The organism is Rhodoblastus sp. 17X3 (assembly GCF_030056575.1).
In the GTDB taxonomy this organism is placed as follows: domain Bacteria; phylum Pseudomonadota; class Alphaproteobacteria; order Rhizobiales; family Beijerinckiaceae; genus Rhodoblastus.
On record NZ_JASHHX010000009.1, the window covers coordinates 122,822 to 146,417 of the forward strand.

23 protein-coding genes and 1 tRNA gene are annotated in these 23,596 nt (G+C 65.3%); 13 read left to right on the forward strand and 11 right to left on the reverse strand.

What is annotated here, in order from left to right; genetic code table 11:
• Positions 1–62 precede the first annotated feature (62 nt).
• The gene (gene tam / locus QM467_RS10705) at positions 63–833 is read left to right on the forward strand and encodes a trans-aconitate 2-methyltransferase (protein ID WP_342395121.1); all 771 of its coding nucleotides are present in this window, start codon (positions 63–65) and stop codon (positions 831–833) included.
• 14 nt (positions 834–847) lie between these two features.
• Here tam and QM467_RS10710 read toward each other — a convergent pair whose 3' ends face one another.
• Positions 848–1,852, reverse strand: coding sequence for a catalase family peroxidase (locus tag QM467_RS10710; RefSeq protein ID WP_283366308.1), 1,005 nt, complete (start codon positions 1,850–1,852; stop codon positions 848–850).
• Between the two features lie 143 nt (positions 1,853–1,995).
• Between QM467_RS10710 and QM467_RS10715 the strand changes: the two genes are divergently transcribed.
• The 5 genes from QM467_RS10715 (at position 1,996) to QM467_RS10735 (ending at position 5,785) form a co-directional block, all read left to right on the forward strand.
• Positions 1,996–2,946 (forward strand): lytic transglycosylase domain-containing protein, encoded by a 951-nt coding sequence (locus QM467_RS10715; RefSeq protein WP_283366309.1) that lies wholly within the window; start codon positions 1,996–1,998, stop codon positions 2,944–2,946.
• Between the two features lie 18 nt (positions 2,947–2,964).
• Positions 2,965–3,474 (forward strand): DUF2948 family protein, encoded by a 510-nt coding sequence (locus QM467_RS10720; protein WP_283366310.1) that lies wholly within the window; start codon positions 2,965–2,967, stop codon positions 3,472–3,474.
• A 73-nt stretch (positions 3,475–3,547) separates the two neighbouring features.
• The gene (hisD, locus tag QM467_RS10725) at positions 3,548–4,843 is read left to right on the forward strand and encodes a histidinol dehydrogenase (protein WP_283366311.1); all 1,296 of its coding nucleotides are present in this window, start codon (positions 3,548–3,550) and stop codon (positions 4,841–4,843) included.
• Positions 4,844–4,847: 4 nt separating this feature from the next.
• On the forward strand, positions 4,848–5,336 hold the full coding sequence (locus QM467_RS10730; RefSeq protein WP_283366340.1) for a UPF0262 family protein: 489 nt from the start codon (positions 4,848–4,850) through the stop codon (positions 5,334–5,336).
• Positions 5,336–5,785, forward strand: coding sequence for an arsenate-mycothiol transferase ArsC (locus tag QM467_RS10735; protein ID WP_283366312.1), 450 nt, complete (start codon positions 5,336–5,338; stop codon positions 5,783–5,785). Before QM467_RS10730 ends, QM467_RS10735 begins: the two co-directional genes overlap by 1 nt.
• A gap of 21 nt (positions 5,786–5,806) precedes the next feature.
• Here QM467_RS10735 and mtnA read toward each other — a convergent pair whose 3' ends face one another.
• Positions 5,807–6,883: an S-methyl-5-thioribose-1-phosphate isomerase gene (mtnA, locus tag QM467_RS10740; protein WP_283366313.1), complete on the reverse strand. Its 1,077-nt coding sequence runs from the start codon at positions 6,881–6,883 to the stop codon at positions 5,807–5,809.
• Positions 6,877–7,704, reverse strand: a complete 828-nt coding sequence (locus QM467_RS10745; protein WP_283366314.1) for a class II glutamine amidotransferase — start codon at positions 7,702–7,704, stop codon at positions 6,877–6,879. Before QM467_RS10745 ends, mtnA begins: the two co-directional genes overlap by 7 nt.
• Positions 7,705–7,878: 174 nt before the next feature.
• On the opposite strand from QM467_RS10745, the gene QM467_RS10750 reads away from it, so the two are divergent.
• On the forward strand, positions 7,879–8,157 hold the full coding sequence (locus QM467_RS10750; protein ID WP_283366315.1) for a hypothetical protein: 279 nt from the start codon (positions 7,879–7,881) through the stop codon (positions 8,155–8,157).
• A 370-nt stretch (positions 8,158–8,527) separates the two neighbouring features.
• Here the strand turns inward: QM467_RS10750 and QM467_RS10755 are convergent.
• From QM467_RS10755 to QM467_RS10765, 3 genes are all read right to left on the reverse strand, one after another.
• A tRNA-His gene (locus tag QM467_RS10755) sits at positions 8,528–8,604 on the reverse strand.
• Between the two features lie 127 nt (positions 8,605–8,731).
• A complete protein-coding gene (locus tag QM467_RS10760) occupies positions 8,732–9,178 on the reverse strand; it encodes a phasin family protein (RefSeq protein ID WP_283366316.1) in 447 nt (148 codons plus the stop codon).
• Positions 9,178–9,549 carry a phasin gene (locus QM467_RS10765; RefSeq protein ID WP_283366317.1) on the reverse strand — a complete coding sequence of 124 codons (372 nt, stop codon included), beginning with the start codon at positions 9,547–9,549 and terminating at the stop codon, positions 9,178–9,180. The genes QM467_RS10760 and QM467_RS10765 overlap by 1 nt, the downstream gene beginning before the upstream one ends.
• A gap of 307 nt (positions 9,550–9,856) precedes the next feature.
• Here QM467_RS10765 and QM467_RS10770 point away from each other — a divergent pair, with 307 nt between their 5' ends.
• Positions 9,857–12,751: an ATP-binding protein gene (locus QM467_RS10770; RefSeq protein WP_283366318.1), complete on the forward strand. Its 2,895-nt coding sequence runs from the start codon at positions 9,857–9,859 to the stop codon at positions 12,749–12,751.
• A gap of 9 nt (positions 12,752–12,760) precedes the next feature.
• A complete protein-coding gene (locus QM467_RS10775) occupies positions 12,761–13,039 on the forward strand; it encodes a hypothetical protein (RefSeq protein ID WP_283366319.1) in 279 nt (92 codons plus the stop codon).
• A gap of 5 nt (positions 13,040–13,044) precedes the next feature.
• Here the strand turns inward: QM467_RS10775 and QM467_RS10780 are convergent, their stop codons facing one another.
• Both QM467_RS10780 and QM467_RS10785 read right to left on the reverse strand, forming a co-directional pair.
• Positions 13,045–13,905 carry an outer membrane protein gene (locus tag QM467_RS10780; protein WP_283366320.1) on the reverse strand — a complete coding sequence of 287 codons (861 nt, stop codon included), beginning with the start codon at positions 13,903–13,905 and terminating at the stop codon, positions 13,045–13,047.
• 226 nt (positions 13,906–14,131) lie between these two features.
• The gene (locus tag QM467_RS10785) at positions 14,132–15,025 is read right to left on the reverse strand and encodes an outer membrane protein (protein ID WP_283366321.1); all 894 of its coding nucleotides are present in this window, start codon (positions 15,023–15,025) and stop codon (positions 14,132–14,134) included.
• 441 nt (positions 15,026–15,466) lie between these two features.
• Here QM467_RS10785 and QM467_RS10790 point away from each other — a divergent pair, with 441 nt between their 5' ends.
• Together QM467_RS10790 and QM467_RS10795 are read left to right on the forward strand one after the other, a co-directional pair.
• Positions 15,467–16,762, forward strand: coding sequence for an adenylosuccinate synthase (locus tag QM467_RS10790; RefSeq protein WP_283366322.1), 1,296 nt, complete (start codon positions 15,467–15,469; stop codon positions 16,760–16,762).
• Between the two features lie 132 nt (positions 16,763–16,894).
• Positions 16,895–18,163 (forward strand): procyclic acidic repetitive family protein, encoded by a 1,269-nt coding sequence (locus QM467_RS10795; protein ID WP_283366323.1) that lies wholly within the window; start codon positions 16,895–16,897, stop codon positions 18,161–18,163.
• 84 nt (positions 18,164–18,247) lie between these two features.
• Here QM467_RS10795 and rpoH read toward each other — a convergent pair whose 3' ends face one another.
• Entirely contained in the window at positions 18,248–19,180 is a 933-nt protein-coding gene (rpoH, locus tag QM467_RS10800; RefSeq protein WP_283366324.1) for an RNA polymerase sigma factor RpoH, read from the reverse strand.
• A 250-nt stretch (positions 19,181–19,430) separates the two neighbouring features.
• Between rpoH and QM467_RS10805 the strand changes: the two genes are divergently transcribed.
• Positions 19,431–20,630 (forward strand): amino acid aminotransferase, encoded by a 1,200-nt coding sequence (locus tag QM467_RS10805; RefSeq protein WP_283366325.1) that lies wholly within the window; start codon positions 19,431–19,433, stop codon positions 20,628–20,630.
• Positions 20,631–20,719: 89 nt separating this feature from the next.
• Here QM467_RS10805 and QM467_RS10810 read toward each other — a convergent pair whose 3' ends face one another.
• Positions 20,720–21,502: a class I SAM-dependent methyltransferase gene (locus tag QM467_RS10810; protein ID WP_283366326.1), complete on the reverse strand. Its 783-nt coding sequence runs from the start codon at positions 21,500–21,502 to the stop codon at positions 20,720–20,722.
• A gap of 174 nt (positions 21,503–21,676) precedes the next feature.
• On the opposite strand from QM467_RS10810, the gene QM467_RS10815 reads away from it, so the two are divergent.
• The gene (locus QM467_RS10815) at positions 21,677–22,915 is read left to right on the forward strand and encodes a glycosyltransferase family 4 protein (RefSeq protein ID WP_283366327.1); all 1,239 of its coding nucleotides are present in this window, start codon (positions 21,677–21,679) and stop codon (positions 22,913–22,915) included.
• 42 nt (positions 22,916–22,957) lie between these two features.
• On the opposite strand, the gene QM467_RS10820 is transcribed toward QM467_RS10815, so the two are convergent.
• A complete protein-coding gene (locus QM467_RS10820; protein ID WP_283366328.1) occupies positions 22,958–23,503 on the reverse strand; it encodes a phosphatase PAP2 family protein in 546 nt (181 codons plus the stop codon).
• Positions 23,504–23,596: the final 93 nt, after the last annotated feature.

Sequence of the window (23,596 nt, forward strand, 5' to 3'; positions counted from 1 at the left end):
GAGGGGATTTTAATCTACTAAATTAGTAGACAAATATCGGGCGACGGCGTTAATTTCCCATGATGACCGATTGGGATTGCGAACTTTACCTGAAATTCGAACGCGAGCGGGCGCAGGCGGCGCGCGACCTGATCGCGCGCATTCCCCCCTTGGCGCCGCGCAAAATTGTCGATCTCGGCTGCGGCCCGGGCAATAGCGCCTCCATGCTGACGCTGCATTTTCGCGGCGCGGATATTCTGGGAGTCGATACCTCCGGCAACATGCTGGCGGCGGCGCGGGAGCGCCTGCCCGTCGCGCGCTTCATTCAGCAGGATCTGAAGGATTGGGAGGCCGAGGAACAGGTCGATCTCATTTTCTCCAACGCCGCGCTGCATTTTGCGCCGGATCATCACAAGCTGCTGGCCCGGCTGATGTCCTTTCTGAATCCGGGCGGCGTGCTCGCCGTGCAGATGCCCAACGTGCTGCAGGACGCCGCCCATGCCCTGATGCGCATGGTGGCGGTGGACGGGCCTTGGGCGGATCGTCTGGCGCGGGTGGCGAAAACGCGGGCGATCATCGGCTCGCTCGACGATTATTACAGCTGGACCGCGCCGCACTGCCAGACGGTCGACCTCTGGCAGACGACCTATGTTCATCCCCTCGACGGCCATGACGCCGTCGTGGACTGGTTCGTCGGCTCGGCCTTGCGGCCCTTCCTCAATGAACTCCAGGAAGACGAAATTCCCGCCTTTCTCGCGCAATATCGCCGCGAGCTGGAAATGGCCTATACACCCCAATCGGACGGGCGCGTGCTGCTGCTCTATCCGCGCCTGTTCTTCGTCGCCCGGAAATAGCTTTCGCGCCTCGTCTATTTGCTCTTTTCCTCAAGCCTCCGGCCGAGCGAGACGGCATAGGCGGGCGACCTGTAGGCGAGAATGGGGTCCGGCGAGGCCTCGATTCCCGGGGCGAGAAGATTGGGGTCGAACATCACGTCCTCGCAGGTTCCGGCCGAGGCTTCACCCGCCTTGACCAGCGTCAGCACGCCCGCCTTGATCTCGCGGCGTTCCGCCGGCCAGAGCAGAGTCGGATTGTCGATCGGATCGCCGGCCTCGCCGAGCGTCACGATCATGTCCCATTCGACCGGCCCGGTTTTCAGGCGCTCGGCCAGCTTGGCCTCCAGGAAGTCGGGCGGCGAAGCCTTCATTTCGTCGGCGGTGAGCGCCTTGGCGCCGTCGCGCGGCTCGAAGCGCCACTTCACCCAGTTTGGCCGCCCTGCGGCGTCGACGAATTTGAAGGCGTGGATGCTGAAATAAGGGGTCTCCGCATAGGAGGGCGGCGGGTTATGACCCTTCAGCCAGTCGGTGAGAGGTTTGGCGTCGGGATGGTCGGCGAAATAGGCCTTCAGCTTGTCCGGATCAGGCTTTCCCGTCGCCGGGTCGGGCGCGCTGACGACCTGCCGCTCAAAAAAGCTGCGCACTGTCGCGGCCGCGAAAACCGGCGCATTCAGCATGACCATGTCCTGCAGCGCGCCGCCCGGAAGAGTGATTTGCACGGCAAGGCCGCGCGGCGACGGCGCGGCGTCGCTCGCAGCCGGATTGGGGCCGGCGATGGAAAAGCGGAACAGGACAGACTCGGAAGCGCCGGAAAAGAGCGGGGAGCTCGACAGCGCCGCCGCCTCCGGGCTTCCCTTGAACGCGCCCTCGCCGCAAAAGCCCTTGCCGTGATTGCGGCGCAGGCCCTTGTGGAGGCCGGTGATATTCTGGATGGCGTCAACCATCTGGTCGGGCGAGGGGTCGTCCTCTGCGAAGGCGGAGGGCGCGGCCGCGCCCAACAGGGCCGCGATGCAGAACAGACGCAAGGGCAATCGAATCATCGTTACCTCCCCGGATAGTTGCCGGATTCGCTGAGACTCAAGGTAACAGATTTGCGTGACGGGCGGCAGACAGGAGCGCGCCGCGCCGTTCGGTCGCAACGGGCCGCCTTGCCAAAGCCATTATTTCGCGGCAAAGACGCCTTATGACGCAACGACTGCCGCGACTGATCCTCTTCGCCGCCCTTGCCTTGCAAGGAGCCAGCCCCGTGCGCGCCGCGCCGCCGAAGCACCCGCCCGCGCCTCCCGTGCGGCCGGCATTCCCCGACGATCCGCCGCCGGATGCGCAGGCCGACGGAGCCCCGCAGCAATACGCGCCGCAGCAGGCGGCGCAATATGCGCCGAACCCGACGGTCTCGGAGGGTCCGTTCGGCGCACTGTTCGCGCCGTCGCAACAGGCTTTCGCCCAGCCGTCCCAGTCGGCCTTCGCCCCGCCGCAGCCGCAAGAAGCCAGATCCATGCCGGCGCAGCCCGCGCCGTCCCAGCCCCAGCCTGTGCAGACCGCATCGGTTCAGACGGCGTCCTTGCGGACCCAGCCGCTGGACGCCGCGCCCGCGGATTACGCGCAAGGGGCTGGGGGCGCGCCCGTGGACCTTCGCCGGGATCGGGACGATGAGGTCGCCGGCTTCTCCATCGCGGAAAAGGCCGGGTTGGCCGACATGACGCGCAAATATGCGCGCCAGCACGGCATTCCGCTGGCGCTGCTCCATCGCGTCATCATGCGCGAGAGCAAATATTGCCCGCGTCTGGTTCACCGGAGCTATTTTGGCCTGATGCAGATCACGCCGGCGACGGCGCGCTCGATGGGCTATCACGGCGCGCCCAAGGGCCTGCTCGATCCCGAGACCAATCTGGCCTATGCCGCGCCTTATCTCGCCAATGCCTGGGCTCTTGCCGACGGCGACATGGACCGCGCGGTGCGCCTTTACGCGTCGGGCTATTATTACACCGCCAAGAGCAAGAAAATGCTCAGCCAGATGCGCGACGCCAGCTCGCCGCCGGTCAAGCCGCCTGTGCAGAGCATCGCCGCCGCGCCGCCGCCGCCCCGGCAGCCGGGAAATATCTTCGAGGCGATGTTCAGCTCGCCCAACCAATAGGCCGCCGAGGCGCCCGTCATGACGCAGGACAAGGACAGCGGGGCGCCGGCGGGACGCGATCTCCGTCTCATGGCCTGCGATTCCGAGGATCTCGCGGTGCTTGCCGCCCATGTCCAGGACGCCATCCTGCGCGTCGGCGACATGATCTACCTGCCGCGCGAAAGGCGCTTCGTCCTGTCGATGAAACGCTTCGACTGGCTTGGCGCGGTCGAGGGCGCGCCGCAGAGAACGCAGGCGGGCCTGCATTTCGAACATGTGCGCAAGGCCTCGCTACAGGGGTTCCGGCAGGACCGGCCCGATGACATTCTTTATCTGCTGAGTCTTGAATTCATCCCCGGCGACGCGCCCTCCGGCAGCGTGAAACTGGTCTTTTCCGGCGGCTGCGCCGTTCGCCTCGAGGTCGAATGCCTTGAGGCCCGCATGGCCGATCTCGGCCCGCGCTGGCGCGCCCGCCACGCGCCGGGGCATGGCGAGGAAGGCGGCGGCGGCAAAAGCGGCAAGAGCGGCTCTGATCCCGGCGGCGCTTGACAAAAAGAAGCCGCCGCCTACAAACCGCTCCCCTGTCCTCCAAACCGCTCCCCTGTCTTCCAGGAGAAATCCGATGCCGTTCCGGCTCGCCGCCGCCGCCGCCGATTTCGGCGGAAAATTCGAAAAGCTTCTGCACATGAAGCGCGAGACGGCGGAAGACGTCGATGCGATCGTCCGCGACATCATTGCGGATGTCATCGCTCGGGGCGACGCGGCCCTGATCGACTATTCGCGCCGTTTCGACCGCATCGAGCTGACCCCGGAAACGTTGCGCATCTCGCGCGCGGAAATCGAGGCCTCCGTCGCCGCCTGCCCCAGGGAGCAGATCGCCGCTCTCGAACTTGCGCGCGACCGTATCGTCGCCTTCCATGAAAGGCAGCGCCCGAGCGACCTGCGCTTTACCGACGGTGCGGGCGTGGAGCTCGGCTGGCGCTGGAGCGCCGTCGAATCCGCCGGCCTCTATGTGCCGGGCGGCACGGCCTCCTATCCCTCCTCGGTGCTGATGAACGCAATTCCGGCGAAGGTGGCGGGCGTCGAGCGCCTGGTCATGGTCGCGCCGGCGCCCGACGGCAAATTGTCGCCGCTGGTGCTGGCGGCGGCCCATATCGCCGGCGTGGACGAAGTCTATCGCATCGGCGGCGCGCAGGCCGTCGCGGCGCTGGCCTATGGCACCAAGACCATCGCGCCGGTCGCCAAGATCGTCGGCCCGGGCAACGCCTTCGTCGCCGCCGCCAAGCGCCGCGTGTTCGGCCAGTGCGGCATCGATATGATCGCCGGCCCGTCGGAAGTGCTCATCCTCGCCGACAAGACCGCCAATCCGGAATGGATCGCCATCGACCTGCTGGCCCAGGCCGAGCATGATACGGCGGCGCAGAGCATCCTGATCACCGACGACAGCGCGCTGGCCGACGCGGTCGAGGCGGCGGTCGCCGCGCGGCTCGAAACCCTGCCGCGCCGGTCCATCGCCGAAAAAAGCTGGACCGAGCTCGGCGCGATCATCGTGGTGGACAAGCTGTCCCAGGCGCTGCCGCTCGCCGACCGCATCGCCGCCGAACATCTCGAAATCATGGCGGTCAACGCCGAGGAGCTCCAAGCGGGCGTGCGCAACGCCGGCGCCATTTTCATCGGCGCCTATACGCCCGAAGCGATCGGCGATTATGTCGGCGGCTCCAACCACGTCTTGCCGACGGCGCGATCCGCGCGCTTCTCGTCCGGCCTCAATGTGCTGGACTTCATGAAGCGCACCTCGCTGCTGAAATGCTCGCCGGAGAGCCTGCGCGCCATCGGCCCCTCGGCGGTCGTGCTCGGCCGGGCGGAGCGTCTCGACGCCCACGCCTTGTCCGTGGCTCTGAGACTTGAGCAGGCATGAGACCATGCAGCATCTCGACAGCCTGCGCCGCAACCGGCTGATCAACATCACGCTCGACGAGGCGTCGATCGGCCGCGGCAGTCCCGACCAGGAACACGAGCGGGCGATCGCGATCTATGACCTGATCGAGGAAAACGCCTTCGCCTTGCCGGGCCACGCCAGTGGGCCTTACCAGCTTCATATCGGGCTGCACGAGTCCAAGCTCGCGCTGAACATTCTCGATGAGGCGGGCGAGCCGATCATCGCCCATATCCTGTCGCTCACGCCCTTCCGCCGCATCCTCAAGGATTATTTCATGATCTGCGAGAGCTATTTCGCGGCCATCCGCACCGCGAGCCCCTCGCAGATCGAGGCGATCGATATGGGCCGGCGCGGGCTGCACAACGAGGGCGCGCAACTGCTGGCCGAACGGCTGCGCGGCAAGATCGAATGCGATTTCGACACCTCGCGGCGCATCTTCACGCTCGTCACCGCGCTGCATTGGAAAGGCTGATGCCGACGGCTTCGCGTCCCGGCGCGGTGCTGTTCGCCTGCACCATGAACAGCGTGCGTTCGCCCATGGCGGAGGGTCTCGCGCGCCTGCTGTTCGGCCCGAGCCTCAAGGTCGCTTCCGCCGGCGTGCGCGCCCTGGACATGGATGGCTTCGCGCTCTGCGTGATGGCCGAGGCGGGGATGGACATGATGCGCCATGTCGCCCGGACCTTCGACGAGGTCGATCTGGCGCAATATGAACTGATCGTGACGCTGTCGCCCGAGGCGCATCATTGCATGCTGGAACTGACGCGCGACCTCGACATTCCAGTGGAATATTGGGCGACCGAGGACGTCACCCATATTGACGCCGCGCGCGACCAGAAGCTCGAAGCCTATCGCAGCGTCCGCGACGCCCTGATGCAGCGGATCAAGGACCGTTTTGGATGGCGGCCGATGGGAGAGGCATAGGATGGGGCGAGGCGTAGAGCGTCACGCCAGCGCCGCCAACGCCTCCGTGCTGGCCTCGAACACGCCCTTTTCCGTGATGATGCCGCTGACCAGCCGGGCCGGGGTGACGTCGAAGCCCGGATTGCGCGCTGGCGTGTCCTTCGGCGCGATGCGCACGGAGATCACTTCGCCATTGGGCGCGAGGCCCGGCATGAAGGTGACTTCCTCGGGCGCGCGCTCCTCGATGGGGATGAGGCGGCCCTCCGCCAGCGCGGGATCGAAGGTCGAGACCGGCGCGGCGACATAGAAGGGCAGGCCGCAATCGCGCGCCGCTAGCGCCTTGAGGTAGGTGCCGATCTTGTTGCAGGCGTCGCCATTGGCGGCGATGCGGTCGGCGCCGACAATGGCCATGTCGATCTCGCCGCGCTGCATCAGATGGCCGCCGGCGTTGTCGACGATCAGCGTGTGCGGGACCTTCTGCTGGCCCAGTTCGAAAGCGGTGAGCGAGGCGCCCTGGTTGCGCGGCCGCGTCTCGTCCACGAAGACATGCAGCGGAATGCCCGCGCCTTGAGCCTTGTAGATCGGCGCCGTGGCGGTGCCCCAATCGACCGTGGCGAGCCAGCCGGCGTTGCAATGGGTGAGGATGCGCACCGGCTGGCCGCCGCGCTTTTCCGCCATGGCGCGAATGAGGGTCAGGCCATGTTCGCCGATCGCCTCATTGCAGGCGATGTCCTTCTCCGCGAGGTGCTTGGCGAAGGCGAAGGCTGCGTCGCGGCGCATCTCCTCCGGCATGGGTTCGAGAAACTTTGTCATGCGCGCCAGCGCCCAGGCGAGGTTGACGGCGGTCGGTCGGGTCGCGCGCAGAACCTCCGCCGCATGGCGCATCGCGGAATCGGATTGATCGGCGCGCAGGGCCAGCGCCATGCCATAGGCGGCGGTGACGCCGATCAAAGGCGCGCCGCGCACCAGCATGTCCTTGATGGCGCGGGCGGCGTCGTCAAGATCGCGCAGCAGCACATTGGCCACGGCATGGGGCAGGCGGGTCTGGTCGAGAATGAAGACGCCCTCGCCATTAGGGTCGGGCCAGATGGCGGTGCGTTTTTCGCCGTCGATCAGCATGGAACGGTCCTTTTGGCGCGCGCGGGCTTTTCGCCGCCCGGCGGCTCGATGAAGAGGGTTGCGGCGACCTGGCCCTCGCGCAAGGCGAGCAGCGTGCCCGGCTTGATCGCGGTCCAGCTTTCGTCGCTGGTCAAAGGCCCGGTGGCGACCACGGTGACGCAATCGTTCGGCCCGGTCTCCTCGGCGAAATTCACCTTGCGATCCTCGTCGATCAGGGTCGCTTCGCCGAAGGGCGCCCGGCGCGTGAGGCAGGCGAGCCGCTTGCCACAGAAGGCGTAAAGCGTGCGGCTGTCGCTGAGCAGCATATTGAACACGCCGAGCCGCGCCAGTTTCGTGCTCAGCTGAAGGATTTCGCGGTCGAGCTGCGGCGGCGGGGGCAGGGACTCGAACCGCGTCCGCAATTGGTCGAGCATCCAGCAGAAGGCGTGTTCGCTGTCCGTGGTTCCAACCGGGCCATAGAAATCGAGCCGCAGGGTCTTGACCCCGCGCAATTGGCCATTGTGGGCGAAGGTCCAGACGCGGCCCCACAGCTCGCGGGAAAAGGGATGGGTGTTGGCGAGGGTGACGCGTCCGCGATTGGCCTGCCGGATATGGGCGATGACCGTGCGGCTCTTGATCGGATGCGAGCCGACGAATCGCGCGATGTCGGAACTCGCGGCGGGTTCGGGATCGTGGAAGGCGCGCGCCGACCGGCCTTCGTAAAAGGCGATGCCCCAGCCGTCGCGGTGTGGGCCCGCGCCGCCTCCGCGCCGGGCGAGGCCGGCGAAGGAAAAGCGAATGTCGGTCGGGACATTCGCGCTCATACCGAGAAGCTCACACATTGGGGGCCGGCGCTAGAAAAGTCAGCTAAACCGGCATAGCCAAGGATTTTGCGCGCGCCAAGGTTTTTTCCGTGCCGCAAGGGTTTTTCGGCGCCGCAAGAGGTTTTTGCGCTGGCCGGAGAGCAACCCGATCAGCTCCTCGTCGTTATCTGGCCGGATTCGCGATCTGCCGTAATGTCGACGAAACTAGTGATAATGATGACGGTGGCTGCGGTGATGGCGCTGCGGAGCGCCCACCACGCCTTTGACGCCGCCAACAACGCCCCCGGTGACTCCACCGACAACGCCGCCAACTGCGGCGCCAACCGGGCCAGCCGCGCGCCCACCTTCGGCGGCGCCTCGCTGGCCGCCTTGAATAACGCCCTGAGCCTGGGCGCCGAGAGGCATCGAAAGAGCGGCGAGAATGAAAGCGGCTTTGATCAAGCGGGTTTTCATAAGAAAACTCCTTTTTAAATCCGGTCCTCGACCAAAATATGAATATTTACTATCGATTAATAACCCCCTCGGTTGCTGCCGGTTCCGTGAGCGCCCGGAAAACGGCTAGAGGAAATTGGCGGCATGGCGAGGGATCAGTTCATTTAAAGAATGCCGCTCATAGCGCCGCGCCGGATCGAGGCCCATCGCGCCGCTCTTCACGCATTGCAGCAAAATACCGCCGCCGTCGGAGCGGCGATCGCCAGGTTGACATGGTTCGCATGGCGCGAAGCGGTCACGGGCGCGCCAGATATCCGCCGGCCGAATGATCCGCGGAATTATCGCCGAACAGTCTGCCATACCGTTGGAAATCAACGATCTTGCCGACGATGATGAGGGTAATTTGAAATGGTACCGCCACCCCGGCTCGAACGGGGGACCTCTAGATCCACAATCTAGCGCTCTAACCAACTGAGCTATGGCGGCCGATTTGTCGGCGGAACCTAAAGCGGAGAGCGCGCGATTGCAAGAGCATCGCGCGCTCAAAATTCGAGCCTGTGGATTGGCCGGTCCGTAACGTCGATCGGCGAAGCGCGGGGCTTCGCCGAAAGGGTCAGTTGGACTTGAAGGCCTTGTCCAGATGCTCCTTGAGCGGGCCGGCCGCATCGGCGGCGACCTGCTGCGCAAGAGCGGTGAGCTCCTTGGCCTGCGCGGTCAGAGTCTCATATTGCTTGCGCAAATGTTCGCTCTGCAAGGAGATGGCCTCGCTCACGCTGCGGACGCCGGCGAGGGCCTGCACATATTCCACCGAAGCGGCGGCGTTGGCCTGATAGGCCTCGACCGCCTTGGCGGAAAAAGCCTGCAGGCTCTTGCTGGCGGCGGTGAACGAGGTTTCCAGCGAGGCCACGGTCTCGGCTGCCGCCTGCTTGGCGGCCGTCTGGACCTTCTTGACCTCGGCCACAGCCGCTGCGGGAGCGGCGGCCGCTTCCGTTACGACCTTGGCGACCGGCGCTTCGGCGGCCGGCGCAGCCGTTTTGGTTTTGCGCGGACCGCTCGCCATTACTTGGCTTCCGTCGAGGTCGCGACAACCTTCTTCACGGCTTCGCCGAGAACCTTGGCCTGCTCCTGAACGGCCGAAACCTGGGTCTTCAGGAATTCGGACTGGATCGCGAGAATTTCCTTGGGGTCCTTCGCCTTGACGAGCTTTTCGGCGAGGTCGAAAGCGGCCTTGACGTTGGCTTCCGCGAAGCCGATCGCCTTGGAGCTGACTTCCTTGGCGCTGCTGGAAACGGTTTCCGCAACGGCTTCGGACTGGGCGGACGCCTTCTGGGCGGCGGCGACGAAGCTGTCAAAGGCCTTGCGGGCCTGGTCGACGGTCTTTTCCGCGAATTCGCGAACTTCGGCAGGAATTTCGAGGTTGAGGTTGCTCATGGATCATCCCTTGCGTTGAGCGGCCGGGCTGTTGTCGAAAATTCCCGCGCCCGCGCCAAATTGGTATTGCGCTTTGCTTTATAGCCAACAATTTGTTGCGCCGCAATAGGACTTTGTGCGGCGCAACAAAACGTTTCTCACACCCGCAGCCAAGCGTTGTTAATCATAAGGGCAGTTCGCTGGGAATGAAATGGATCAAATATGGATTCGGGGCTGCCGACGTGGTTAGCTTTTCATTAAGGTAACCACGATTCCGGCCGCAGAGTCGCGCGGCCGCGCCAGACGCTCCAGAGGAGCCAGTTGACGCATGGCTGACAATATCGCGAACGGGCGACAAAGCGCGGAAGTCGCGGCGGCTCTGGCCGATCCGGCAGTCGCCTCGCTGGCGCGCGCCGGCGCTCCGGTCCTCGTCGCCGGGGGCGACCCCGCGCGCGTGATCTACGCCAATGATTCGGCGCTCGCCCTGTTCGGCGCGAGCGACTGCGGAGCCTTGACGCCAAAGCTGTTCGGTTCCGATCTGCCGGGTTCGCTGCGCCTTGCCGAACTCGCGCGCAGCATCCTGCCCGGCGCCGCCGCGCGGCTGGAGCGGCTGTCGTTCATTGGCGCGGATCTGCCGGGCGCGATCACCGCCCTGTGCCGGCGCACGGCGGGCGATCCCTCGCTTTTCGTTCTCGCCGGCCTCGGCCTGCGTGCTGGCCGCCTCCGCGCGCGGCCCGCCGCCGCGCCGCAGGCTGCCGCTTCCCACGCCGAGCCGCACCCCGCCGTTTCCGACGAGACGGTTGCGGTTGACGGCCTCGGCGCGATCCGCGCGCAGTTGCAGACACGGTTTCCTGGCCTTGCGCCCGCGCGTTTCCTGTGGCGGACCGATTCCCGGAACATCGTGCTTCAGGTGACGCCGCCGCTGGCCGAGATCGTCGGCCCGGGCTGCGCCGATCTGGTCGGCCGCGATCTGATCGAGGCGGCGGAGACGCTGGGTTTCGACCCGAGCGGCGAACTTGCCGAGGCTTTGCGCGCGCAGGCGACTTTCAGCCGCGTCGATGTCGATTGGCCGATCGCCGGGGCCTCCGCCGCCGCGCCCGTGACGCTCGGCGCCTTGCCCGTGTTCGATCATGGCGCGCATTTCGAAGGCTGGCGCGGCTTTGGCGTCATCCATCTCGATCGCCTGCGGCAAGCGCCCTTCGTCGCCGGCCTGTTCCAGGCGCAGGATGCGTCCGCGCCGGACGAGCCGCCCGCAAGGGAAGAGCCGGCGAGCGGCGACTCGTTCCTGTCCGAGCATCCGCCCTCCAAGGCTGAGCCGACTGAAACCGCGCCTTCCGAGCCTGCGCCTTCCGAGCCTGCGCCCGCCGAAATGGCGCCCATCGGGATATGGCCGCCGGAATTTTCCGGCGTCGTGGTGCCCTTGCGCCCCCTGGCGCACGGCCGGCCCGTGACGAGCGGCGAGCCGGCGGAATATTCCGGGGGAGCGGAGCCGAACGGCGCATCTGCTCGTGACGGCGAGGATGCGGAATCGTCGCTGGTCACGCTGGCGCCGCACGAGCGTTCGGCCTTTCGCGAAATCGCCCGCGCGCTTGGCGCGCGCGGTCCTTTGGAAGCCGGAGATGAGGCCCCCGTCGCCCCGCCTGCTTCTCCGCCCGCTACTCCGTCCGCTTCTTGGCCCGCAGAGCCGCAGGAAACCGTCGAGCCGCCGGCTTCGCCTGAGGCCGTCGAAGTCCGGCCCGCGGAAAAATTCGATGCGCTATTCGCGGAGGCCCTGCCGGTGGGCCTCGTCGCCAGCCGCGGCGCGACCCTGCTCTACGCCAATCGCCTGGCGCTCGACTGGCTCGGCTATGCCGATCTCGCCGCCTTCAGCGCGGCGGGAGGGCTTCGGGCCTCCAGCCGGTTCGTCGCCGCCGAGCTGGCGCCGGGACAGAAACGCACGCTGCTCCTGCGCGGCGCGAATGGCGAGGCCATATCCGCCGACGCCCATTGCGCGCGCGTCGACTGGGACGGCGGCCCGGCCGATCTCGTGACCTTGATCCGCCCATCGGCGACCGCGCTGGAGCAGCGGGTCGGCGTGATCGAGGCGAGCCTGCGCCAGCGCGAATCGGAGATCGACGAGATCCAGTCCATGGTGGATGCGGCCGCCGACGGCGTGGTCCTCATCAACGCCGATGGGGCGATTCTCGGTCTCGACCGCGCTGCGGAGGCCTTGCTGGATTATGACCGCAATCAGGTCGCCGGCGAGAATTTCACCATTCTGCTCGCCCGCGAATCCCATGTGTCGGCGCTCGAATATTTCACCCGCGCCAAGGCCGGGGCGGAAAAGCGCGGGCGCGAGGCGATCGGGCGCACGCGGCAGGGCGCGACGACGCCCCTGCATCTGACTATCGGCCGGCTAGGCAAGACGGTGGAAGGCAAATATTGCCTGATCCTGCGCGACATGAGCCATTGGCGCCAGTCCGAGCGCGCGATGGACGAAGCGCGCGCGCGGGCCGAGCGCGACAGCCAGGCCAAGTCCGAATTCCTCGCCAAGGTCAGCCACGAGATCCGCACCCCGCTCAACGCCATTCTCGGCTTCGCCGAGGTGATCATGGACGAGCGCTTCGGGCCGGTCGGCAATGAACGCTACAAGGATTATCTGCGCGACATCCATTCCTCCGGCGCCCATGTCATGAGTCTGGTCAACGACCTGCTCGACCTGTCCAAGATCGAGGCGGGCAAGCTGGACCTGTCCGTCGTGGCGGTGGACGCCAACCGCGTCGTGGCGGAATGCGTGTCGCTGATCCAGCCTCAGGCCAATCGCGAAAAGGTCATCACCCGGCTCGCCTTGGCGACGCGGCTGCCGCCGATTCACGCTGACGAGCGCTCCCTGCGCCAGATCGTGCTGAACCTGCTGGCCAACGCCGTGCGCTACAACGAGCCGGGCGGGCAGGTCATCGTCTCGACCGCGCTCAGCGATTCCGGCCATGCCGTGCTGCGCGTCAAGGATACCGGAATCGGCATGACGGAAAGCGAATTGGGCGCCGCGCTCGAACCTTTTCGCCAGGTCGCGCCGTCGCGCGGCGGCACCGGCCTTGGCCTGCCGCTGACCAAGGCTTTGGCCGAAGCCAATGGCGCCGGCTTCTCCATCAAGAGCCGCAAGAATGAAGGCACTCTGGTCGAGGTCGTTTTTCCGCTCGCGCCGGGCGCGGAGCAGGTCTCGGCCGGCGGGGGCAAGCGTTAGGAGGGGCCTATGGACGCGTCAATGCGCGAACGCCTGAGTCTGGCCGGCCTGACCGCCGCCGACATCGCCTGGTTCGAGTCGTTCGGCTGCGATGACGCCCGTGTGCCCAAGCCGCGCGCGGGGGAGATCCCGGATTACCGGCGCCGCGAGGCGGCGCTCAACGCCAGCGTCGCCGCGCTCAGTTTCGCCGAACGGGGCGAGTCAAGCGAAGGCCGCCTTGCGGCGGCCATCGGAGCTTTGATCGCCGACGCCGAGGACGAAGCCGAGGGCGCCGATTCGGATGAGTGAGGGCCTCAGCCGTCCGGCGTGATGCGAATGCCCGCCCGGAACTGCTGCGAGGTCATCTTCGGCCCAAGATCGAGGAAGCGATAGCCGACGTCGAACTTCAGCAGGCTGGAAATGTCGTAGGAGAAGCCCGCCATCAGCGCATAGGCGAAATTATAGTTGGTGACGTTCGGACCGGAGTTGTTCGCATAGCCGAGATGGAAGCAGGGCACGCCGCCAATTCCGGTATTGCCGCCGCAATAGCTGTTGCCGTCGCCGTAGAGAGTCCCGTTTATGAAGCGATAGGTGACGTTGGCTTGCGAATGGACATAGGCGAGGCCGGCGCCGACGCCGACATAAGGCGTGAGCCCATACCAGTGGCCGAGATCGAGATAGGCGTTCAGCAGATAGACGTTGGCGGTGACCTTCGCCCAGGGATTGGCCGTGCAGCTGATGCTGTCGATATTGCCCGGGGTGGTCGGGTTGACCTGAACGGGGCAGCCAGGCGGATAGAGTCCACCGAAGGAGGAGGCGGGATAGCCGACGCCGCCGATGCCCGATCCGGGCAGGACGATCATGTTCTTCTTCTCGACCGGCGTCATGTAGTCGAACGTGGCGTCGACGCGGAAGAAGGGATTGAACTGATAGCCGGCGCCGATTGTCGCGCCGAAATTCGTGTTCGAGAGCGTCCCGAAAATGTTCGAATTGTAGCTCGCGTCATAGACGTTGGCGTCTGCGCGCAGATACCAGCCGGAGCCCAGCTCGACGATGGGGGAAGATTCTGGCTGGTAGACCGGGGGCAGGCTGAGATCGGCTGCTTCGGCGGCCAGCGTTCCGCCGGCGGTCCAGGCCATGAGCGCGGCGGCGGCCGCATGAATGGTCCTACGCATGTCTTTCCTCTTCGACAGCCACTGCGCGACGCTGCGCCAATCATGGAAAGACTGTGAAGGAAGAGGGTTAATCGCGACTTAACCTTAACGCCGTCTTTGCGAGAAAATTTTGAAAACGCCGTCGTTTTTTCTTTTGCGGCGCAGCAAAGCGCGAAAACGCGCCGCCAAATAGCAAAAAGGCCTTCCGCGAGAGCGCGGAAGGCCAAACTTGGGAAGTGCGCGCCGCTCAGTAGCGGGTTTGCAGGACCGGGACCGGCGCCACGACGGGGGTGAACCAGCGCAGGCCGAACAGCAGGTCGTTCGACGCCATGTTGAAGCTCTGGATCTCGCCATGGCAGCTGCCGGCGACCGTGTAGTTGCAGCCGATTGCGCCAGTCTTGAAGGCGCCCATGTTCACGTAGCGATAGGCGACGTCGAGCTTGAGGTTGGGCGCGATGGCGTAGGCCACGCCGCCGGTGAGCGACCAGGCGAAGTTCGTGCCGCTGTAGTTGGGCGCGAAGCCGAAGGCGCCGGCGGTCGGGTAGAGGCCGAGGTCCTTGACGCCGCTCGTCTGATAGACGGCCAGGCCGATGCCGCCGCCGACATAAGGGGTGAAGCCGTACCAGCTGCCGACGTCGATATAGCCGTTGGCGAGGAACAGGCCGGTCTTCACGTTGCCGCTATACTGGTCGCCGCAGACCAGGCCGGAGCCGGGAAAACAGCCGGAGGCGTTGGTGAGCGCGGTGCCCCATTGATAGGTCACGCTGGAAGCATAGCTGGCCGAGCCGCGATATTCGGCGGTGAGGTCGGCGCGGAACCACTGGTTGAACTGCCAGCCGAGGCCGAGGCTCAGGATGTAATTGTCGCCGACGCTGACCGGGCCGTCCACGGCGCCGAGGCTCGCCAGCGTGCTGCCGTCGGTGAAGGTCGAGCGCAGGTTGGAGGCGGACACGGCGGCGACGCCGATGTCGCTGCGCATGTAGAATCCGACCGGCTCGTCGACCATGCCGCGCAGGGGCGGCGGCTCCAGTTGGGGCGGCGGCGGCAACAGATCCGCAGCGAAGGCCGCCGGGAAGGGAGCCAGCGGAATGGCGGCCAGAGCGACGGCGCTCGCGAGAGTGAGGGCTTTCAAGCTGCCCATGACAAAATCCCTTCGTGTGCCGGGCGCGCGTGGCCCGAATGCGTGTTCACCGAGGGAAGTTTTGCCAGCAAAGTTTTAAATAGGTCTTAACCCTAATATTTAACCGCGTTTTTTGCCGGTTTTCCGGGATGCGGGCTCGTGCGGAGGGAGCGGAAACGCTTTACTTCATCGCGTTGATCCGGTAGGCGGTCTTTCGCGATCGCCCCGGCCCAGCGCTGGGGTTTTTGCGTTGCGTTGCGCAGCGCGCGCGAAATTCAAGCGAAGCGGTTGGCGAACGCCAGAGCGCAGCGCACGAAATCAAGCGAAGCGGTTGGCGAACGCCAGAGCGCAGCGCACGAAATCAAGCGGAGCGGTTGGCGAACGCCAGAGCGCAGCTTAAAAGAGACAAGCGAAGCGGCTGGCGTAGCCAGGGCGCAGCTTAAGAGAGACAGAGCCGGGACTATGGCGAATGTGGTGGTGGTCGGCGCCCAGTGGGGCGACGAGGGCAAGGGCAAGATCGTGGACTGGCTGTCGGTCTCGGCCGATGTGGTGGTGCGCTATCAGGGCGGGCACAACGCCGGCCATACGCTGGTCATCGACGGCGTCACCTACAAGCTGTCCCTGTTGCCGTCCGGCATCGTCCGTCCGGGCAAGCTCTCGATCATCGGCAATGGCGTCGTGGTCGATCCCCGGCACCTCGTCAAGGAAATCGCCGATCTGCGCGCCAAGGGCGTCAAGATCTCGCGCGAAAACCTCCGCATCGCCGAAAACGCGCCGCTGATCCTGTCGCTGCATGGCGAACTCGACGCCCTGCGTGAAAATTCCGCCGCCGCCGACGCCAAGATCGGCACGACCAAGCGCGGCATCGGCCCCGCCTATGAGGACAAGGTTGGCCGCCGCGCCATCCGCGTGATGGATCTCGCCGATCTCACGACGCTCGACGGCAAGATCGCGCGCCTGCTCACGCATCACAACGCGCTGCGCCGGGGCCTCGGCCTCGAAGAGATCAAGGCCGAGACGATCCGCGCCGAGCTGGAAGAAGTGGCGCCGCAGATCCTGCCCTATATGGACCGGACCTGGGCCCTGCTCGACGATCTGCGCCGGGCGGGCAAGAGGATTCTTTTCGAGGGCGCGCAGGGCGCGCTGCTCGATATCGACCACGGCACCTATCCCTTCGTCACCTCGTCCAACACGGTCGCGTCCAACGCGGCGACGGGCGCTGGCCTTGGGCCGAAGGCGATCGGCTATGTGCTGGGCATCGCCAAGGCCTATACGACCCGCGTGGGCGAGGGGCCTTTCCCGACCGAACTGCACGACGAGACTGGCCGGGCCATCGGCGAAAAGGGCCGGGAATTCGGCACCGTCACCGGGCGCGCGCGGCGCTGCGGCTGGTTCGATGCGGTTCTGGTGCGCCAGACCGTCAAGACCTCGGGCATTGACGGCATCGCCTTGACCAAGCTCGACATTCTCGACGGCTTCGAACAGCTCAAGGTCTGCGTCGGCTACAAGCTCGATGGCGAGACGATCGACTACCTGCCGGCCTCGCAGGCGGCGCAGGCGCGGGTCGAGCCGATCTACGAGACCATCGAAGGCTGGCGCGAGCCCACCGGCGGCGCGCGCTCCTGGGCGCAATTGCCGGCGCAGGCGATCAAATATGTGCGCAGGGTCGAGGAATTGATTCAGGCGCCGGTCGCCTTGCTCTCGACAAGTCCCGAGCGCGAAGACACTATTTTGATGCATAATCCGTTTCAGGATTGACGTCGGCGGGGGGCGCCTCTCCCCCGTCCGGGCCCGCTGCGGGCGAAAGGGAGCCTGGGGAGAACAGCCCCGCGCTTGCAGCGCCGCGAGCTCGCGCCGTCGTCAGGCCTGAAGATAAGACAAAGGCGCGAAATGGCTGATTATTATCCGCTGCTGGCCAAAGCAATTTCCGGCCTGAAGGACTCGACGCCGGAAGCCAGGACCGCGATCTACGACCGCGCCCGCAAGGCTTTGCTGGGTCAATTGCGCGGCATGCAGCCGCCGGCGCCGGATCACGCGATCGAACGCGAGGCCAATGCGCTGGAGGAGGCGATCGCGCGCCTCGAGCTGGAGCAGGCCGTCGCGGCGCCGCCGCCGGAAGCGGAGCCGCCGCTGGCGTTCGAGGCCACGCCTCAGCCCGAGGCCGAGCTCAAGCCTGAGCCCGCGCCGGAGGACGAGCCCCGGATCGAGCCGGAATCAGAGGCCGAGCCTGGGCCGTCGGCCGAAGGCGAGGAAAGGCCTGATGAGCCGCCGCCGATCGCCAAATTTCCCGACGAAGCCGGGCTGGCCGACGAGGACGACGCCCTCCCGCGTGAGGCGTTGCGTCCCGCCGCGCCCAAGCCAAAACTTAATCAGGCCGGCGGATTGCGCCGCTTCGCGATCATCGCCGGCGCCTTGGCCGCAGTGGTCGCGCTGGTCGGCGTCGCAGCCTGGAAATTGCGCGACAGGCCGGAAGACCTCGCCAAGCTGGCGCCTGCGCCCGAGGCGACCGAGCAGAAATCCGGCGGCAAGATCGGCCAGCGGGTTGGTGAGGACGCCGGTTCGGCGCCGCGGCCTGCCCCTGCTGCTCCGCCGGCGGGCGCAGCGTCCAACATTCCGATCGCCTATCGCGCGGCGATTCTGCTTCAGGCTCCTTCCGAGCCGGGCGGCGTGAAAACCTATGTCGGGACGGTGGTCTGGCGGCGCGACGCGGCGAACCGCGGCCCCAACCAGCAATTGTCCAGCGCGATACGCGCCGAAATCGACATTCCGGAGGCCGGCCTCAAGAGCTCGTTGACCATCGAGAAAAATTACGACGCCGCGCTTTCGGCGAGCCACACGCTGACCGTCCGCTTCGATCCTGCGGCCGACTCGACGGTCGGCAGCGTCCGCGCCATCAATGTGCCGGAAATGCGCCGCGACGACGCTCCGCGGGGCGCGGCGTTGCAGGGCATGCAGGTCGATATTGCGCCGAACGTCTTCCTCGTCGGGCTTTATTCCTCCGCCGAGGCCCAGAATGTCGACATGATCCGCAACCTGAACTGGTTCGACATTCCGATGAACCTCACCAATGGCAAGATCGCCAAGGTCACCTTCGAGAAAGGCGTCGGAGGGTCGCAAATCGTCAACGACGTCTTCAACGAATGGAAGACGCAGCCCTGAAAGCCGGCCGCCCGCGCTGGAAAATAAAAAGCCGCCCCGAGAGGCGGCTTTTCTCATTCTTGTCGTCTGTTCCGTGCGGAGCGTTCAGACCCGGGCCGGCGCCGGAGCGGGGGTCGGCGGCGGAGGCGTCAGGCGAAGCGCGCGCGGGGCGGCTTCGACCCGGGCGACGCCTTCGCGGGCCGCCTGCTGCACCTTCTCGAAGGCGCGCACCTCGATCTGCCGCACGCGCTCGCGCGAAATGCCGAATTCGGTGGAGAGATCCTCCAGCGTCATCGGATCCTCGGACAGGCGGCGTGCTTCAAAGATGCGGCGCTCGCGCTCGTTGAGGACGCCCAGCGCCAGAGCGAGGGCGGCGCGGCGATTGGCCGATTCTTCCGATTCGGCCAGGATGCTCTCCTGGCTGGAGCTTTCGTCGACCAGCCAATCCTGCCATTCGCCGTCGCCATCTTCGCGCAGCGGCGAGTTCAGCGAGGCGTCGCCGCTCAGGCGGCGGTTCATTTCCTGCACTTCCTGCTGGCTCACGCCGAGCTTGGTGGCGATGGCCGCGGCGTTCTCCGGGCGGAGGTCGCCGTCCTCGAAGGCGGAGATCTGGCTCTTGGCCTTGCGCAGGTTGAAGAACAGTTTTTTCTGGTTCGCGGTGGTGCCCAGTTTCACAAGGCTCCACGAACGAAGGATATACTCTTGAATCGAGGCGCGGATCCACCACATCGCATAGGTGGCCAGGCGGAAGCCCTTTTCCGGCTCGAACCGCTTCACCGCCTGCATCAGGCCGATGTTGCCCTCGGAGATCACTTCGCCGATCGGCAGGCCATAGCCCCGATAGCCCATGGCGATCTTTGCCACGAGCCGGAGATGGGAGGTGACGAGACGATGCGCGGCGTCCGAGTCGGAATGTTCGCGCCAGCGTTTGGCGAGAACATATTCTTCCTGCGGCTCCAGCATCGGGAAGCGCCGGATTTCATCAAGATAGCGGGACAGGCCGTTATCGCCTGCGAAAATTGGTAACGCAGCAGCCATCAAACCCTCCTTAGCCGAACGCCCAAACGCGGCGCGTTCGAGATGGCCGCATAAGCCGGCCATCGGCAGGAACATATAGGGACCAGAAACCGTGGCTGAAAGAGGGCGAAGCTCTTAACGCCAGATTACAATTGCGTAACCCGGCGCGCTTCCGCTTGTTCCCTTTCCGCATCGACGGAAATGCAACTGGCCTTTCATCCCCAAAATGCGCTAACAAGCGGCCAATCGCAAAACAAAGCCGAGCGCATCCATGCAAGACAGCCTTTTCGCAAATGTCCAGGAGCTTCCCCGCGATCCGATCCTGGGGCTCACAGAAGCCTTCGTTGCCGACAAGGCGCCCCACCGCGTCAATCTTGGCGTCGGCGTCTATCAGGACGAGAACGGCAAGGTCCCATTGCTGGCTTGCGTGAAGCAGGCGGAAGAAGCCCTGCTCTCCAAGACCGCGCCGCACACCTATGTTCCGATCGATGGTCTGCCGGCCTATGACTCGGCCGTGGCGCAGATGGTTTTCTCGGATTCGGCGGATCTCGCCAAGGTCGCGACGATCCAGGCGCTCGGCGGCACTGGCGCGCTGAAGCTCGGCGCGGAGCTGCTGCGCGTCATTTCGCCGAACGCCAAGGTGTGGATCAGCGATCCGAGCTGGGAAAATCATCGCGCCCTCTTCAGCGCCGCCGGCTTCGCGGTTGAAACCTATCCCTATTACGGCGCCGACGGCGAACTGGATTTCGCCGGCCTCGTCAAGACGCTCGCGGCAATCCCCGCGGGCGACATCGTGCTGCTGCACGCCTGCTGCCATAACCCGACGGGCCTCGACCTGTCGCACGACCAATGGCGCCAGATCGCGAAGATCGTGCGCGAGCGCGGCCTGACGCCCTTCCTCGACACGGCTTACATGGGCTTTGCCGAAGGGCTGGAGGCGGACGCCTTCTCCGTGCGGCTGTTCGCGTCGGACGGCGGGCCTTTGTTCGTCTCGTTCTCGTTCTCGAAGTCGTTGTCGCTCTATGGCGAACGCGTCGGCGCGCTCAGCGTGCTCACCGCCAGCGCGGCCGAGCGCGCGCGCGTGCTCAGCCAGCTCAAGCGCATCGCCCGCATCACCTATTCCTCGCCTCCCGGCCATGGCGCGGCTTCGGCGGCCCTTGTGCTGGCCGATCCGGCCCTGCGCAAGCAGTGGGACGATGAGCTGGGCGGCATGCGCGAGCGCATCAAGAAGATGCGCAAGCTGCTGGCCGAAAAACTCTCCGAGCGCCTGCCGGGCCGCGATTTCTCCTATATCGTCCGCCAGAACGGCATGTTCTCCTATTCGCGCCTGACCGCCGCGCAGGCCATCGCGCTGCGCGAAAAATATGCGGTCTATGCGCTGGACAGCGGCCGCATCTGCGTCGCGGCGCTGAATGAGAAGAACATCGACTATGTCAGCGAATGCGTCGCCAAGGTGATGACGGAAGTCTGATCCGAAAGGCGTTTCAGCCTTTTTTGCCTCGCCCGGATTTCGGGCGAGGTTTTTTGCGACCGCTTGCGGCGGATGTGGCGACAGCGCGGCTATTTGGTCGCGATCACATAGGCGAAGCTTGAGACGGCACGCCAGTCCCGGCGTTCCGCCAGTCGATTGAAGGCAGCGTCGATCTGTCTGACGCCCGGAAACTTCGAGAAATAGGCGTAGCCCCAGAACGGCAGGATGACGGCGTCGGAAAACCCCGCCTGGCGCAGCATGGGCGTCATCCGGGCTTCGCTGCTGAAGCAATAATTATAATAGGCGGGAAATTTTGGATCGCCGCCGTCTTGCTTTCGCTCGGGAAAGATAGATTCCAGCAGAAAGCGCGACAGCTTTTCCGGCATCAGGCTGTTCAGCACATAGGGCGCAGCGTAAAGCGTGGGGAAAAACGCCAAGGCGACGCCTTCCGGCGCCAGAACGGCGTTGATATTGCGCCACATCGCCGCGACATCCGGCACATGCTCCATGACCATCCGGCAATAGACGAGATCATATTTGCCGCGTCCCAGAATATCCGGCGCCTGTGGCGACGCGATATCGCAGACCACCTTGCCGTAACCGGATGGCGCAAGCGAAAGTTCATGCGCGGAAATATCGTTGAGCGTAATATCCAGGCCGAGCTCGGCGGACTCACCGGGTTGAAACAGAGGGTCGCGGCCAGCGCCGATTTCGAGGTGGCGGCGCAGTCCCCGAGCGCGCGACAGCTCGATCACCGTCGGCTTGTAGTTCTCCCAGCACCAGTTCCAATGCGACGGATAACCCAGATCCGCGACGATTTTGCGGATGTCGAAGGTGCGGGACGACGGGTTTTGAAGAAGTGCGTCTGTCATCGCGACTCCGGCGAGAGGTCCGCCAACAGCTTAGCGGATCCCGTTTAATGCTTCCTTGCCGCGGCCGACCGGCGCGGACCGGATCGCCGCCGCGCCGCGCGCTTCAAGGAAGAGTAAAAAGTTTGGGCGCTAGAGTGCCGGACGGAACAATGCGCCAGGAAGGTCTCGCAGCGAATGAGCGAAAAGCTCCATATCGTGATCGTCATCGATCACGCCTCGATCACGGGCGGTCAGGCGAAGGTCGCGTTGCAGAGCGCCATCGGCCTCAAGCAGGCGGGTTATGAGCCGGTCATATTCGCTTCGGCCGGGCCAGTAGATCCGCGCCTGACGGAAGCGGGCGTCGAAACCGTCTGCCTTGGTCAATATGATCTGGTCGGCAATCCGTCCAAGGCGGCTGGAGCGATTCAGGGGATCTGGAATTTCGCCGCCGCGCGCGAGATGAAAAAGCTGCTGGCGCGGCTGCCGCGCGATCGGACGATCGTTCACGTCCATGGTTGGGCCAAGGCCATGTCGGGCGCCTTTGCGCCCGCGGTCCGCGCGGCTGGCGTTCCCGCGCTCTACACCTTCCACGAATATTTTCTGTTCTGCCCGAATGGCGGTTTCTACGATTATTCAAAAAACTGCGTCTGCCATCTGGAGCCGCTATCCACCGCCTGCTGGACGACCAATTGCGACAACCGCAATTATCAAAGCAAGCTCTGGCGCTGCTTCCGGCACTTGGGAATGAACGACGCGGCGCGGATGCCGGCGCTTTTTTCGGACTATATCGTCATATCGGATTTTCAGTCGGCGATCGTGTCGCCGCGCCTGCCGAAAGGCGCGCGAATGCATCGCATCTCCAATCCGATCGATGCGGAGGACCTTGGACGCAAGTCCGATCCCGCCAAGGGCGATTTTCTTTTCGTCGGACGGCTGTCGCCGGAAAAAGGGCCGTTCTTTTTCGCCGAGGCGGCGCGCAAGGCCGGGGTGACGCCGGTCTTTGCCGGAGATGGCCCGTCCACCGGCGAACTTCGCGCGCGTTACCCGGAGGCGAAGCTTCTGGGCTGGCGATCGCCGGCGCAGGTCAAGCAATTGATGCGCGGCGCCCGCGCGCTGGTGTTCCCCTCGCTCTGGTATGAAGGCCAGCCCTTGACCGTTCTGGAAGCGAAAGCGACAGGCCTGCCGATCATCGTGTCCGATGTCTGCGCAGGACGCGATGAAGTGGCGGATGGCGAAACCGGCTTCTGGTTCAAGAGCCAGGACGCCGACGATCTGGCGATCAAGCTCGAACAGCTCAAAGACGATGATCTGATCACCAAAATGTCGAACGCATCCTATGACCGGTTTTGGTCGGACGCGCCGACCATGGCGCGGCATATCGAGCGCATCGGCGCGGTCTATCAAGATATGATGGCGCGCCGCGCCGCTTCTTGACGCGGAAGGCGAGGCTGGCCCGGGCCGCCCGCCGGCGCGGCCCTACCAGATCGCGATCAGGCCCAGCGCGATCGGATAGCCGAGGCCAAATCCCAGCAAGCCGCCGGCGATCACGTCGCTCGGGTAATGGTGGGCGGTCGCGACCCGGGACCAGGCGAGGCAGAGCAGCATCAGCGCCGCCGGAATGGCGAAGGACGGCCAGAGCATGACGATGGGCGTCAGCACGGCGGTCATGGTCATGGTGTGGCCGCTGGGAAAGGAATGTTCGTCGAGCGTGGCCAGCAGCGACGACAGCTCCGGGTCGATGAGGAAGGGGCGCCGGCGACGGTAGCGTCTCTTCAGCAGCGGATAGAGGCTGTGCGTCACGCCAGCGTTGATGCAAGCGAAGAGAATCAGTTTGTAGCCGGACAGGCCCCAGCAGGCCAGGATCACGATGGCCAGCGGGATGTAGACCCAGCCATTGCCAAGCTTGCTGATTCCGATCGCGCAAAGCCGCCCGACCGAGGAATGCGCCGTGCGGGAGAGGATTCGCACCAGTTCCAGATCGGCCTCCTGAAGCGTCTGGAGCCAAAGCGAGGGTTTTCGCAAGAGACTCCAAATGCGGACGGATCGGCGGGGAGCAAAGGATTCCAAAATGATGGGGCTCGCCGGTTCCTGCTGCTGGCGTCCGCACGGCGCATC